The sequence below is a fragment of the Streptomyces akebiae genome, from assembly GCF_019599145.1.
GTDB classification, from domain to species: domain Bacteria; phylum Actinomycetota; class Actinomycetes; order Streptomycetales; family Streptomycetaceae; genus Streptomyces; species Streptomyces akebiae.
Window position 1 is genome coordinate 4,141,262 of sequence record NZ_CP080647.1, and the last position, 13,546, is coordinate 4,154,807.

10 protein-coding genes are annotated in these 13,546 nt (G+C 73.1%); 6 read left to right on the forward strand and 4 right to left on the reverse strand.

Features of this window, described 5'->3' with window-relative positions:
* The first annotated feature begins 75 nt into the window (after positions 1-75).
* The 6 genes from K1J60_RS17700 (at position 76) to K1J60_RS17725 (ending at position 8,336) form a co-directional block, all read left to right on the forward strand.
* The gene (locus K1J60_RS17700; protein ID WP_220647045.1) at positions 76-1,569 is read left to right on the forward strand and encodes an SCO6880 family protein; all 1,494 of its coding nucleotides are present in this window, start codon (positions 76-78) and stop codon (positions 1,567-1,569) included.
* 62 nt (positions 1,570-1,631) lie between these two features.
* A complete protein-coding gene (locus K1J60_RS17705) occupies positions 1,632-3,080 on the forward strand; it encodes an ATP/GTP-binding protein (protein ID WP_259407771.1) in 1,449 nt (482 codons plus the stop codon).
* 364 nt (positions 3,081-3,444) lie between these two features.
* Positions 3,445-5,196, forward strand: coding sequence for a type IV secretory system conjugative DNA transfer family protein (locus K1J60_RS17710; RefSeq protein ID WP_220647046.1), 1,752 nt, complete (start codon positions 3,445-3,447; stop codon positions 5,194-5,196).
* Between the two features lie 76 nt (positions 5,197-5,272).
* Positions 5,273-5,692, forward strand: a complete 420-nt coding sequence (locus tag K1J60_RS17715; protein WP_220647047.1) for a DUF4913 domain-containing protein — start codon at positions 5,273-5,275, stop codon at positions 5,690-5,692.
* Between the two features lie 439 nt (positions 5,693-6,131).
* The gene (locus tag K1J60_RS17720) at positions 6,132-7,607 is read left to right on the forward strand and encodes an amidase family protein (RefSeq protein WP_220647048.1); all 1,476 of its coding nucleotides are present in this window, start codon (positions 6,132-6,134) and stop codon (positions 7,605-7,607) included.
* A 99-nt stretch (positions 7,608-7,706) separates the two neighbouring features.
* Entirely contained in the window at positions 7,707-8,336 is a 630-nt protein-coding gene (locus K1J60_RS17725; protein ID WP_220647049.1) for a flavodoxin family protein, read from the forward strand.
* Positions 8,337-8,342: 6 nt separating this feature from the next.
* On the opposite strand, the gene K1J60_RS17730 is transcribed toward K1J60_RS17725, so the two are convergent.
* The 4 genes from K1J60_RS17730 to K1J60_RS17745 all read right to left on the reverse strand — a co-directional run bounded on the left by K1J60_RS17730 (position 8,343) and on the right by K1J60_RS17745 (position 13,083).
* Positions 8,343-9,263 carry an ABC transporter permease gene (locus K1J60_RS17730; protein WP_220647050.1) on the reverse strand — a complete coding sequence of 307 codons (921 nt, stop codon included), beginning with the start codon at positions 9,261-9,263 and terminating at the stop codon, positions 8,343-8,345.
* A complete protein-coding gene (locus K1J60_RS17735) occupies positions 9,250-10,230 on the reverse strand; it encodes an ABC transporter ATP-binding protein (RefSeq protein WP_220647051.1) in 981 nt (326 codons plus the stop codon). Before K1J60_RS17735 ends, K1J60_RS17730 begins: the two co-directional genes overlap by 14 nt.
* Before the next feature lie 105 nt (positions 10,231-10,335).
* The gene (locus tag K1J60_RS17740) at positions 10,336-11,703 is read right to left on the reverse strand and encodes a LolA family protein (protein WP_220647052.1); all 1,368 of its coding nucleotides are present in this window, start codon (positions 11,701-11,703) and stop codon (positions 10,336-10,338) included.
* Positions 11,704-12,072: 369 nt separating this feature from the next.
* Complete coding sequence (locus tag K1J60_RS17745) at positions 12,073-13,083, reverse strand: polyprenyl synthetase family protein (RefSeq protein ID WP_033528270.1); 1,011 nt, start codon at positions 13,081-13,083, stop codon at positions 12,073-12,075.
* Positions 13,084-13,546: the final 463 nt, after the last annotated feature.

Below are 13,546 nucleotides of genomic sequence, written 5' to 3' on the forward strand. Positions count from 1 at the left end.
GCAGCCACCGAGCGACCGAACACCCCGAGCTCGTAGGCAGGGGAAACCAGCGAACTCAGCCGGAAGAAGGAACCCATGTCCACCGACGCCCTCACGCGTCCCACCTACGGAAACTGGCGTCGCCCCCGCCGCCCCGGCCTCGGTCCACTCGGCCTCCTCGGCACCGTCGTGGCCTTCGGCGGACTCCTGGTCGCTCTGCTCGCCTCGCTGGTCTCTCTGCTGGCCGCGATCCTCGTCCTCATCCCCCTCGGCCTCTTCCTCGCGCCGCTCGCGCTGCGCACGGTGGACGGCCGCAACATCTACCAGGTGGTCGCGGTGCGTATCGGTTGGCTCAGGCGCAAGGCGAACGGCTCCACGACGTACGTCTCCGGCCCGCTCTCCAAGCGCCCCGGCGGCCGTTACCAGCCGCCGGGCCTGCTGGCCCGCACCAAGATGTACGAGGGCCGGGACGCGTACAACCGCGCCTTCGGGGTGCTCCACCACCCCGGCCGCAACCTCTGCACGGTGGTCCTGGCCTGCGAGCCGGACGGCGGTTCGCTGGTCGACCCCGAGCAGGTCGACATCTGGGTGGCGTCCTGGGGTGACTGGCTCTCGCGGCTCTCGCACGAGCCGGGCCTGCGCGGCGCCCAGGTCGTCGTGGAGACCGCGCCGGACACCGGGACGCGGCTGGCGGCCGAGGTGCTGCCGCGCATCTCGCCGGACGCCCCGGCGGCGGCCCGCGCCGTGATGGAGGAGGTCGTCGCGCGCTACCCGTCCGCCTCCTCCGAGATGCACACCTACATCGCCCTCACCTACGGCCCCACCGGCGGCCCCAAGCGGGACGTCGAGGACGTCATCACCGACCTGTCCATGCGGCTGCCCGGCCTGCTGTCGGGCCTGGTCGCGGCCGGCGGCGGCTCCGCGTACCCGCTCTCCGCCGACCGGATCGCGGAGATCGTACGGGTGGCCTACGACCCCGCCGTCGCTCCCGATGTGCTGAGCGCCCGTGCCGAGCAGACGACCACGGGCCTCGACTGGTCGGACGCGGGCCCGGCGGCGGCCGTGGAGTCGGTGCAGGCGTACAAGCACGACTCGGGGGTCTCGCGGACGTGGATGCTGACGCTGGCGCCGCGCGGCACGGTCCGCTCCAGCGTGTTGCGTGGCCTGCTGGAGCCCGCGTCGGGCACCCGCCGCAAGCGGGTCTCGCTGGTCTACCGCCCGATCGACCCGGCGACCTCCGCCCGCATCGTCGAGGCCGACCGGCGTGCCGCGCACTTCATGGCGGGCTCCAAGCGGGGACTGGTGCAGGCACGGGCCAGTTCCGAGATGCAGGCCGCAGAGCAGACGGCGGCGGAGGAGGCGGCGGGTGCCGGGCTCGTGGAGTTCTCGCTGATGGTGACGGTCACCGTGGACAGCGAGGAGCAGCTGCCGGACGCGGCGATCACCGTACGCAACCTCCAGGCGTCCTCGCGCATCCTGATGCGTCCCGCCGACCGTATGCAGGCGTCCGCGTTCACCTGCACGCTCCCCGTCGGCCTGCTGCCGTGGGAGCACACCCTCGTTCCGTACCAGATCCGGGAGGCGCTGTGAGCACGCGCGCAGCTGAAGGTTCCGCAGGTCAGACACGTCCCACACGTCCCGTACGGCCTCAGGTGGCGCCCCCGCGGGGGTGGTTCGGCCCCGGCGGCGGCCAGGTCGGGCATGTCGACCCGCCCGCGCTGTGGCGGGCCACGACGGTCCAGGCGTGCGGTCTGTGGCCCTTCGCGGCGGGTTCCGGCGCCCCCATGACCGGGGTGCCGCTCGGCCAGCACCTGCACACGGGCGCGACGGTCTGCGGCGACCCCATCTCCTGGTTCACCCGCGCCCGTTACATCTCCAACCCGTCGCTCTTCATGCTGGGGATGCCGGGCCTCGGCAAGTCCACCCTGGTCAACCGCATGCTGATCGGCATGGCGGCCACGGGCATCACCCCGCTGGTCCTCGGCGACCTCAAGCCCGACTACGCCGACACCGTCCGGGCGCTCGGCGGTCAGGTGATCTCCATCGGGCGCGGGGTGGGCGGCATCAACGTCCTCGACCCCGGCGCGATGGGCGAGGCGGCGCTCCGGATCGGCGGCGAGCGGGGACGGATCCTGGCGGCGGAGGCGCACGGCCGAGTGCTGAACATGGTCGCGGCGCTCATCACCATCGTCCGGGGCCGCCCGATGGACGACCACGAACAGTCGGTGCTGTCGGCGTGCCTGCATCACCTGACGGAACGTACGAAGCCGGGCCGGGCCCCGCTCCTGCCCGACCTCCTGAAAGTGCTGGACGAGGGCCCGGACCGGGTGCGGGCGGTGACCCTCGACCGGGGCGACGTGGCCCGCTACCAGGAGGCGGTGGACCCACTGCACCGCTCCCTGCTCGGTGTGCTGGACGGCCCGCTCGGCGACACCTTCGCCTCCGAGACCTCCACCCGTATCGACCCGGCGTCGCCCGCCGTCTGCGTCGACATCTCCCGGATCGGCGAGGCGGACACACAGCTCACGGCGGCGGCGATGCTGGCGGCGTGGTCGGACGGCCTCGGCACGGTCGCGGCGGCCCACGCGCTCGCCGACGCGGGCCTCGCACCGCAGCGCTGGTTCTTCACCGTCCTCGACGAACTCTGGCGCCCCCTGCGGGCCGCCTCCGGCATCGTCGAACGCATCGACGCGCTCACCCGCCTCAACCGGTCCCTCGGGCTCGGCGACGCGAAGATCACGCACACGTTGAAGGACGCGGAGGCGCTGGGCAGCGAGGCGGACCGGGCGAAGGCGCGCGGCTTCGTGGAGCGGGCCGGGATGGTGGTGTGCGCCGGGCTCCCCCGTACGGAGATGCGGGAGCTCGGCGAGATCGTCGGTCTGTCGGAGCGGGAGATCGACCTCGTGTCGTCGTGGTCGTCACCGCCGGGGTGGGCCAGCACGGGGGGCAACGAGGAGCCGCCCGGTCGTGGCCGGTTCCTGATCAAGGTGGGCGGCCGGCCCGGGATCCCGATCAAGGTGTCGATCACGGACACGGAGCGGGAACTCCACAACACGAACACGAGGTGGACGCCGACGCTGTCGAAGGGTGGGCGTGTGTGAGCTTGGGGGGTTAGGGGTGGGGGCCTTGGGGTGGGGGGCCGGTTCGTGTGCGGGTGCGGGTGCGGGTGCGTGGGGCGTCTCGCGCAGTTCCCCGCGCGCCTGAAGACCAGGCCCCTGCGGGCCTGGAATGGCCCAGCGGCCTGAAAAGCGGCGTCGGCTGCGGGAGGAAAAGCACGGGGCGCAGCCCCGGCTTTTCAGGGGCGCGGGGACTGCGCGAGAAGCCCCACGCACCCGCATCCGCCATCGCACCGCACCCCCCACCCCATCAGGCGCCCCCGGGGGTCGAAGGGGCACCGCCCCTGGGGACGGGACGGGTAGGGGCGGCGGGGGCGAAGAAGAACTTCGATCAGACGGGGGAACAGAGATGGCCACACGCAAGCAACCACACACCACCACCGACGACCTACTGCCCTGGATCATCCCCGGCACCGCCCTGCTCATCGGCACCCTCTTCCTCACCGCCTGGCTCGGCGGCACCCTCGCCGCCGCCCTCACCGGCGCCGGCTGGCACCCACCCCCCTTCACCCTCACCACGATGAAGACCCTCGTCACCGACGGCCCCGCGGCCCTCTGGCCCACGACCTCCTCCGGCACCCTCACCGCCGGCATGGGCACAGTCCTCGGCGGCGCCCTCACCCTGTTCATCACCCCCGTCGTCCTCGTCCGCCGCCGAGGCAGGAAGCCCAGCGGCCTCGCGGGCCGACGCGAACTCTCCGCCCTCCTCCCGAAGGGCGCCGCCGCCCGCGCCCGCCAACTCCGCCCGTCCCTCCCCAGGTCCGGCAAACTCCCGCCGGACGAGACGGGCAACCTCCTCGGTGACCTGGAGCCCGGCGGCCCCGAACTCCGCAGCAGCTACGAGGACGTGGAACTGGACCTGATGGCACCGAGGGCCGGCAAGTCCACCGGCATCGCCGTGCCCCGTGTCCTGCGCGCCCGCGGCAGCGTGCTGCTGACGTCGAACAAGGCGGACGTGTACAGCGTGACCCGGGCGGAACGCGAACGCGCTGGCAGCGTCTGGACGTTCGACCCGCAGGGCATCGCGCACACCCCGCGCGGCCTGTGGTGGGACATGCTCGCCGACGCGGCCACCATCGAGGGCGCCCGCCGGCTGGCCGGCCACTTCGTCGGCGCGGTCAACGACGACGCCTCCAAGCGGGACTTCTGGATCTCGGCTGCCCAGAACACGCTCACCGCGCTCTTCCACGCGGCCAACCGGGGCGAGCGGCAGATCGGCGAGGTGCTGTCGTGGCTCGCGGACCCGGCCGACCGTACGCCCGTCGACCTGCTGCGCGACGCGGGCATGGCGGCCCTCGCCGACCAGCTCCAGGGCACCGTCCAGGGCGCGGTGGAGACCCGCGACGGCATCTACGAGACGGCCCGCCAGTGCGTGGCGTGCCTGCTCGACCCGACGATCGCGGCCTGGGCGAGCCCGGACCCGGGGCTGCCGCAGTTCCTTCCCGAGCGGCACGTGCTGTCCCGCGACACCCTCTACCTGCTCTCCAAGGACGGCGGCGGCTCGGCCGCCGGTGTCATCGCCGCGTGCGCCGACTCCGTCCTGCGCGCGGGTGTCGTGGCCGCCGAACGGATGGGCGGGCGCCTGGACCCGCCGATGACGGCGGTGCTGGACGAGGCCGCCAACGTCTGCCGGATCTCCGACCTGCCCGACCTCTACTCCCACTTCGGCTCGCGCGGCATCAACGTCGTGACGCTGCTCCAGAGTTACCGCCAGGGCACCCGGGTGTGGGGCGAGGCCGGGATGGACGCGCTGTGGGGTGCCGCGACCATCAAGCTGCTCGGCGCGGGCCTCGACGACGCGGACTTCGTGGAGAAGGTCTCGCGGCTGGTCGGCGAGCACGACGTGTCGACGGTGAGCTACTCCCGCGGCAGGGACGGGCGTTCCCGCTCCACCTCGTACCGCCTCGAACGCATCCTGCCCGCCGACCGCATCCGCGCCCTCCCCAAGGGCACCGCCCTCCTCCTCGCCACCGGGGTCAAGCCCGCCCTGGTCCGCCTCCGCCCGTGGTACGCCGAACCGGGCGCCGACCGCATCGCGCTGGCCGCCCAGGCCGAGGTCAAGGCCATCACGGCGAGGGCGACGGAGAGGATCGCCCGATGAGGCCGCCGGGGGCCCGGCAAGTACGGCTGTACGTCTCCTCGTACGTGCCGGAGAAGCTCGTCGAAGGGAGCAGTCGATGACCACCACCGCCGTCGAACAGCACAGTCCGGAACAGCCGCTCCCCGCCGTGGGCCCGCCGTTCATCCTCTACCTCGACGGCGCCGAGTACGCCGAGGAGATGCACGGCCTGGCCGTCTGGGTCGGGGATCTGCTGCTCCCGGTCTACGGCCGCGAGGTCACCTCCCAGCAGCCCTGGTGTCCGCGCTGGTGGGAGCACCTGGAGGCGGTGGCCCGGCTGCACGCCCTGTGGCTGGCCTGGCAGGAGCTCACCGACCCGACGGCGGGCCCGTCGGGTCCGGCCGTGTGGCACCGCGACCACCTCGGGCCCGTCATGGCCGAACTCCGCTCCCCCGGCGGCCCGTTCGCGGGCTGCAAGGCGGGCGCCCACCGCGCGAAGCAACCGCCGACCGTGGAGCCGTACGGGACGGGGAGCTGAGCGGGGCCCCGGGCGGGCAGGAGCCCCGCCGTGGGGCGAACCCTACCCGTCAATTACCCGGGACTGAAGTCCCGGGCTTGCTGCCAGGCGAGGCAGAAACCGGGCCCCGGGCAGGGGGCGGCGAGTCTTCAGGCAGCGGCCGGGCAGCGGTCGTCGACCGGGCCGGGGGTGCCGGGGCAGCAGGGTCCGGCCACCGGCAACCCGTTCGCGGGCGCCGCCAAGCGCCGTACCGGCGGGATGAGCGGTGGGGCCGACGGGGTCGCCCCCGGTGGCGCAAGGCCCGCACCAGGGCCGTCCGCACCTGCCCGCCCCGCCCGGTCCGCCCACGCCGCCCACCCCGGGCGGACCGGGCGGACCGGGCGGACCGGTCCGCTGAGGAACCGCGGGGAAGTCCGCGAGATCCCCCAGTTCGACGAGCCCGAAGAACCCCTGGAAGGCCATGGAACCGCACACCTCACCGCGCCCCGATTCGCCACCGCCACCCGGCGCCGTCCCCACCGACGCCCTCCCCACCGACGCCCACACCGCAGACGCCCTCACGTCCCTGTCGGCCGTGCGCATTGCCGCCGGTGTGCGGGCGGGGGAGCTGCGGGCCCTCGACGTCGTCGCGGCCGCGCTCGCCCGGATCGAGCGGGCCGAGCCCACGCTGTGCGCGTTCGTGGAGGTGTGGGCGGAGGAGGCCCTGCGGCGCGCCGGTGAGGTGGATGTGCGGGTCGCGGCAGGCGTGTGGCTGCCGCTGGCCGGGGTGCCGATCGGGGTGAAGGGACGGTCCGGGCTGCGTACGGCGGCGGCACGGGCGCTGGTCGCGGCCGGGTGCGTCCCCGTGGGCGCGACCTCCGTGCCCGGCCCCGGCACCCCCTGGCAGACCTGGGGGCTCGGCTCCGGCGGCCGGACCGTCAACCCCTGGCGGGCCGACCGCACTCCGGGCGGCTCCTCCGCCGGGTCCGCGGCGGCGGTCGCAGCGGGCCTGGTACCGATGGCGACCGGCACGGACGGCGCCGGGTCGGTGCGCATCCCCGCCGCCTGGTGCGGCATCGTCGGACTGAAGTCCACGAACGGACTCCTCCCCTCCGCCGACCGCACGGGCCTCGCCTCGGCCGGCGTCCTCACCCGCCACGCGTCCGACGCGGCGGCGTACTGGCGCTGCATGACGGATGCAGCCGAGGCCGCGCGGGAGTCGGAAGCCGCCGCAGGAAGTGGGCCGAACGGCGACGGACGGAAACAGCCGAGCCCACCCGGGACGGCCGAAGCGACCCGGGCAGCCGCCGACGGCGATGCGACGCCGGCGGCCGGGACCGGCGCAGCCGCCGCGCTCGGCGCGAGTGCCGACACGCCACGCCCGGCACAGGCGGTACCCGCGGGCGACCGTGCCCCGGCTCCCCCGGTCGCCGTCTGGTCGGACGACCTCGGCTTCGCCGACGTCGAACCGGGCATCGCCGCGATCGCCCGTGCCGCCGCCCTCCGCCTCGCGGACGCGGGTCTCGTGCGGCAGGCCCCCTCTCCCCCGTGGTCGGCCGGTCCGCGCACCCGGCGGGAGCCCGGCGCACTCACCCTGGAGGACCCGGGACCGGCCTGGCTCACCCTCCGCGCCGGAGCGCGTGTCGATCCGGCGCACCTCCGCGCGGCCCGGGAGGTCCGCGCCGAGAACGACCGGCGGCTCGCCGCGCTCTTCGCCGAGGCCGACCTGATCCTCACCCCCACCACGCCCAACCCCCCGCACGGGCACGACGGGCCGGGGGACCGCTACTCCACGGCTCTCACCTGGGCGTTCAACCTCAGTGGCCACCCGGCGCTGAGCATCCCGGCGGGCTTCGACGCCGACGGCTGCCCGGTCGGCCTCCAGCTCGTCGCCCGGGACGGCGAGGAGGCCCTGCTGCTCCGGGTCGCGGAAGCCGCCGAAGCCGTCCAGGCGTAACCCCATGAGCGGGCATCGCCGCGCCACCTTGGCATCACATGCGTACGCATATATTGTGTCTGCATGTAATCGTCGTACGCCGCATACCAGGGGGACCCCATGACCCGCCGTTTCCTGTTCGTGCTCGGCAGCAGCCGCTCCGACGGCAACACCGAGATGCTGGCCCGTGCGGCGGCGGAGCAGCTGCCGGACGATGTCGAGCAGGTGTGGATCGATCTGGCCCGGCATCCGCTGCCGGACTTCGAGGATCTGCGGCACGACAGTGACCACGTGCGCCCCGAGGGCGACAACAGGGCGCTGCTGCTGGACGCCACGCTCGCGGCCACGGACATCGTGATCGCGTCGCCGCTGTACTGGTACTCCGTGTCCGCCCACGTCAAGCGCTACCTCGACCACTGGTCGGGCTGGCTGCGCACCCCCGGTCTCGACTTCAAGGAGCACATGGCCGGCCGCACCCTCTGGGGCGTCACCGCGCTCGCCCACGACGAGGAGGAGGTCGCCGAGCCCCTCGTCGGGACGCTCAACCACTCCGCCGCGTACCTCGGCATGCTCCCCCACTGCCTTAAAGGCGTGGGAGGTACCCCCATCGGCGGAGTGCTGCTGGGCAACGGCAGCAAGCCCGGCGACGTACTCCGGGACACCGCGGCCCTGACCCGCGCGAAGACGTTCTTCACCGTGGAGCCGCCGTTCGCGCGCTTCCCGTACGACAGGGAGGAGTCCGCAGCCTGAGTCGCCTCAGGCGGTGATGTCCTTGGCCGTGAACCTCGCCCACGCCGCCGAGCCGAACACCACCGCGTACAGGGCCTGGAGGCCCAGGTTGCGCTGGAGGTCGTCCCAGTAGACCGGCTCGCGCATGAGGTCGGCGAAGGAGAGCCAGTAGTGGGAGAAGAAGTACGGGTGGAGGGCGTCGAGCTGGGGGATCTGGTCGAGGATCTGGACGGTGATGAGCAGCCCGACCGTGGTGGCCATCGCCGCGATCCCGCTGTTGGTGAGGGTGGAGACGAACAGCCCGAGGGCCGCGACCCCGATCAGTGACGCGGCCACCGCCAGCGCGATCAGCAGGGCCCGCAGCAGTCCCTCGGCGAAACTGATCCGCGTACCGGAGATCGTGGTCAGGTCCCCGAGGGGGAAGAGCAGGGCCCCGACCGCCAGTGCGGAGGCCGCCACGACGAGGGTCGCGACCAGGCAGAACGTCATGGTCGTCGCGTACTTGGTGAGCAGCAGCCGGGTGCGGCCGGCCGGTGAGACGAGCAGATAGCGGAGGGTGCCCGCGTTCGCCTCGCCCGCGATCGCGTCCCCGGCGATCACACCGACGGCCATCGGCAGGAAGAAGGGGAGCGTCGCGGCCAGCGCCGTGAACACCAGGAACAGGCCGTTGTTGGTGATCTGCGCGATGAACGCGGGCCCGCCACCGCCGCCGCCCCCTCCGTCCGGTCCGCCGCCCATCGACGATCCGTCACCCGTCTCGATCCGCACCGCGATCCCGACGAGGATCGGCACCGCCGCGAGCACACCGAGCAGCGCGATCGTCCGCCACCGCCGGAAGGTCGTCAGCAACTCGCTGCGGAACAGCCCGAAGGTCCACAGGAGGCTGGGGGTACGGACGGGGGCGGTCGGCGCGGTGGTCTCCGCCCCCGGTGTGTCAGCCCGCGACATCGAAGCCCTCCCCCGTGAGTGCCACGAACGCGTCCTCCAGGGAGGCGCGTTCGAGGGCGAACCCGCGGACGCGCACGCCCGCGGTGACCAGTGCAACGTTCAGTTCGGCGAGGTCCCGGCCGGGCGGCGGCGGTTCCGCCGTCACCCGGCCGCCTGCCTCGGTCCCGGCGCTCTCCGCCCCCTCGACCCCCTCGACCACGACCACGTCGGCGACTCCCTGCTCCTTGAGCACCCGGGCCGCGTCCGCCGTGTCGGGGGTGGTGACGACGAGACGGCCACGTGCGCCGGCGGCCAGGTCGGCGACCGCGCCCTGGACGATGAGCCGGCCCCGCGCCATGACGGCGGCGTGGGTGCACACCTGCTCGATCTCGTCGAGGAGGTGGGAGGAGAGGAAGACGGTGGTGCCGTCGGACGCCAACTCCCGTACCAGGGTGCGGATCTCACGCATCCCCTGCGGGTCGAGCCCGTTCGTCGGCTCGTCGAGGACGAGGAGCCGACGCGGCTGGAGCAGCGCCGCCGCGAGACCCAGCCGCTGTTTCATGCCCAGCGAGTACGCCTTCGCCTTCTTGCCGGCGGCGGCCGCGAGCCCCACCCGGTCGAGGGCGGCCGCGACCCGCGTACGCCGGGTGCGCGGGTCGGCGGTCGGGTCGGCGGAGTCGTAGCGGAGCAGGTTGTCGCGGCCGGAGAGGAAGCCGTAGAGGGCGGGGCCCTCGATGAGCGCGCCGACGTGCGGGAGGACGGTCCGGGCGGAGCGCGGCATGGGCCGGCCGAGGACCTGGGCCGTGCCCGAGGTCGGCTCGATCAGACCCATCAGCATGCGGATGGTGGTGGTCTTGCCCGAGCCGTTCGGGCCGAGGAAGCCGAAGACGCTGCCGCCGGGAACCGTGAGTTCCAGATGGTCCACGGCCACCTGTCCGCCGCGGAAGGTCTTGGTCAGCCCCTGGGTGTGGATGGCTGCGTCGCTCATGGCTCCCCTCGGGTACGGCCGGTGGGCCGGGACGGCAGGCTCGCCGTCCCGGCCCACCGGCCGGGCATCGCTGCTTCGCCGTCCCGGCCCGCCGGCCGGGCGACACTACTTCGCCGCGTCGGCCGCCTTCACCAGGGCGTCCTTGGTGACCGCGCCCGCGTACACGGTGCCGTCGTCGGTGAAGAGGACGTTGATCAGCCGGGTCTTGAAGACCGTACCCGAGCCGAACTCGCCCTTGACCTGGTCGCCGAGGGAGTTCAGGAACCCGTCGACCCGGGCGTCGCCGGACGAGTCGCCGCCACCGGTGGGCATGCCGGCCTCGGACCCGCCGTCGAACACGGCGATGGTGCTCCAGCCCTTGCCGATGGTCTTCAGCCCGTCGAGCCCGCTCGCGAACTCCGCCTCGGAGCCCTTGCCGTCCTTGGACTCACGGCCCTTGAACTCACCGTCCTTGAACTCACCGTTCTTGCCGGGCCCCTCGAACACGGAGTCGCCGGACCCGGACGCGTGGCCGCCCGCCTTCTCGACCTCGTCGGCCTCGGTGACCTTCGCGCCCTTCGGCGGGGTGAAGTCGAACGTCGACGCGCTCGGCTTGCCGAAGTCGACCTTCGTGAAGCCCGCGTCCACGACGGCCGCGCCGCCGCTCGCCGGGGTGAGCGTGAACTTCAGCGGCAGGCCCGTCTTCGCGTCGACGGCGATGGAGATCGCCCCGACCGTGGAACCGGACTGCTTGGGCTTGACGACCAGCTTGTACGCGTCGCGCCCGGCGACCTGCGCGGTGCCGTCGACGACCACGGACGTGGTGTCGTCGACGGCCTTCAGAGCCTCCTCGGCGAGCTGCTGAGGCGTGGCGGGCACGTCCTCGGCGGTGTCCGGGGCGCCCTTGCCGCCCTTGTCCGGGCCTTCCTTCCCCTCGCCCTCCGGGCCCGCGCCGGTCGCGTGGTAGACCTCGTTCGAGGCGCTGTCGTACGCCCACAGGTCGTCGCCGTTGTGGATGACGCTGTACTCGGCCGCCTCGTCCAGCAGCGACAGCTTCTGCTTGTCGGGGCCGTCGGCGGCGATCCGCAACGTGTGGGTGCCGGAGGCGAGTTCGAGAAGCTTGGAGGAGGGGTCCGCGGAGGAACCGCCGTCGCCGCCGGGCGCGGCCTGCGATCCCAGGCTGTCCGCCAGGCCGCCCAGGTCGGGCAGGCCCAGATCCGTGGTGATCTTCACCGTGCCGGACACCTGCTGCACGTCCGAAGCGGCGATCTTCTCGATGAGTTCCTGCGCGCTGATCTTCGGCAGATCGGGGTCACCGGAGCCGGCGAAGGCCGGGACGAGCCCGATGGTCGCGGCCGCCACGCCCAGCACGGTGACCGGGACGACGTACCGCGCGGCCTTGCGTCGCCGTGCCGAGCGCGCCTCCTCGGCCTCGGCCGCGAGCGCGGCCGCGTCGCCGGACCGGGCGCTGTCGTCGGTTTCGTACGGTGCCATGTGTGCCTTACCTCCGTCGTCGGCGGCGGCGTCTACTCGGAGCCGCCATTCTCACCCGAATCGGTGAGGAGTGGTGATACCCATCTGACCAAATCGGCCGGAGGGAATCGTCAGACTCGGGACTCAACTCCACGTACTGCTACGGGATGACATGGCGACCCGTCAGGGATGACATGACGGGGCGGCACCTCCCCACAGCCCGTGGGGGACGACGCCGACGGGCAGGATCGCGCCCCCTAAGGGACCCCTAGGGGACGCCGACGCCCACTCCTGGAAGGCGGCAGCATCCGGGGGCTCGCCTCAGAGGGCTGGCCCAAGAGGGCTGCTGGCCTCAGAGGGCTGGCCTCAGAGGGAACCCGGTCCGGGTGACTAGCCGGCGCGGTGCACCACGGCGTCGCACAGCTCCACCAGCGCCGCCTTCGCGTCGCACTCCGGCAGGGGGGCCAGCACGGCGCGGGCCTCCTCCGCGTAGCGGATGGTGTCGCGGCGGGCCTGCTCCAGGGCGGGGTGGACGCGGAGCCGGGCCAGGGCCTCGGCGTGGCGGGCGTCGTCGGTGAGGTCGGAGTCGAGCAGCTCACACAGGGCGATGTCGTCCGCCAGACCCAGTCGGCCCGCCCGCTCGCGCAGCCGCAGCACCGGCATGGTCGGCACACCCTCGCGGAGGTCCGTGCCGGGGGTCTTGCCCGACTCGTGCGAGTCGGAGGCGATGTCGAGGACGTCGTCGGCGAGTTGGAAGGCGACACCGAGCCGCTCCCCGTACTGGGTCAGCACGTCGACCACGGTCTCGTCGGCCCCGGCCATCAGTGCGCCGAGCCGTCCGGCGACCGCGACCAGCGACCCGGTCTTGCCGCCCAGCACGTCGAGGTAGTGCTCGATCGGGTCGCGTCCGTCGCGCGGCCCGGCGGTCTCCAGGATCTGTCCGGTGACCAGCCGTTCGAAGGCCTCGGCCTGGATGCGGACGGCGTCGGGGCCGAGATCGGCGAGGACGTGGGAGGCGCGGGCGAAGAGGAAGTCGCCGGTGAGGACGGCGAGCGAGTTGTCCCAGCGGGCGTTGGCGCTCGGCACGCCCCGGCGCACCTCGGCCTCGTCCATCACGTCGTCGTGGTACAGCGTGGCCAGATGGGTCAGCTCGACCACGACCGCCGAGGGCACGACACCCGGCGCGTACGGGTCGCCGAACTGCGCCGCGAGCATCACCAGCAGCGGGCGGAACCGCTTGCCGCCCGCGCGCAGCAGATGCTGGGCGGCCTCCTGGATGAAGGGGACCTCGCTCTTGGTCGCCTCCAGCAGACCCTCTTCGACGGCCGCCATTCCGGCCTGGACATCGGCTTCGAGAGCCTGGTCCCGCGCGCTCAGCCCAAATGGCTCGACGACGGTCACGAGGGTTCTCCTGTCTGCTGACGTCTACTGACGGTCACACGGTCACACGGTCGGTCTGGGTCGCTCTCACGGTCGATGACACAGTTTGTCGATCTGTCGCTGCCATCACCCGAGTCAGCGTATCCGGTCACCTTTCGATCACCACGAGCGCCCACGGGTCGACGCGCGTACGGCACCCGCGCGAGGCCCGCCCCGGCCCCCGCCCCGGCCCCGGCCCCGCCGTCGGAGGACCCCGCGGACCCCCGGAGGTCCCCGGTACACCCCCGAAGGCGTCCCCAAACACCTGGTCCGAGTTGACCGATTTGCCGCATAGCGAGCACTTCACCCGACTCCTCCCGTGAGTTGAGTCACCCGCCCCGGGCGGGGCAACCTTCCGGCGCCAGGTCGACTTTCCCTTTGCGGTAGGCAAGTTGACCCCGGAACACGCATCGGAAATTGCCGCCGAATCACACCAAAGTCAAGG

Coding starts and splice junctions, on each gene's coding strand:
- K1J60_RS17740 (WP_220647052.1), bottom strand. CDS start 11,703: ATGGCACCGTACGAAACCGACGACAGCGCCCGGTCCGGCGACGCGGCC.
- K1J60_RS17720 (WP_220647048.1), top strand. CDS start 6,132: ATGGAACCGCACACCTCACCGCGCCCCGATTCGCCACCGCCACCCGGC.
- K1J60_RS17715 (WP_220647047.1), top strand. CDS start 5,273: ATGACCACCACCGCCGTCGAACAGCACAGTCCGGAACAGCCGCTCCCC.
- K1J60_RS17700 (WP_220647045.1), top strand. CDS start 76: ATGTCCACCGACGCCCTCACGCGTCCCACCTACGGAAACTGGCGTCGC.
- K1J60_RS17725 (WP_220647049.1), top strand. CDS start 7,707: ATGACCCGCCGTTTCCTGTTCGTGCTCGGCAGCAGCCGCTCCGACGGC.
- K1J60_RS17710 (WP_220647046.1), top strand. CDS start 3,445: ATGGCCACACGCAAGCAACCACACACCACCACCGACGACCTACTGCCC.
- K1J60_RS17735 (WP_220647051.1), bottom strand. CDS start 10,230: ATGAGCGACGCAGCCATCCACACCCAGGGGCTGACCAAGACCTTCCGC.
- K1J60_RS17730 (WP_220647050.1), bottom strand. CDS start 9,263: ATGTCGCGGGCTGACACACCGGGGGCGGAGACCACCGCGCCGACCGCC.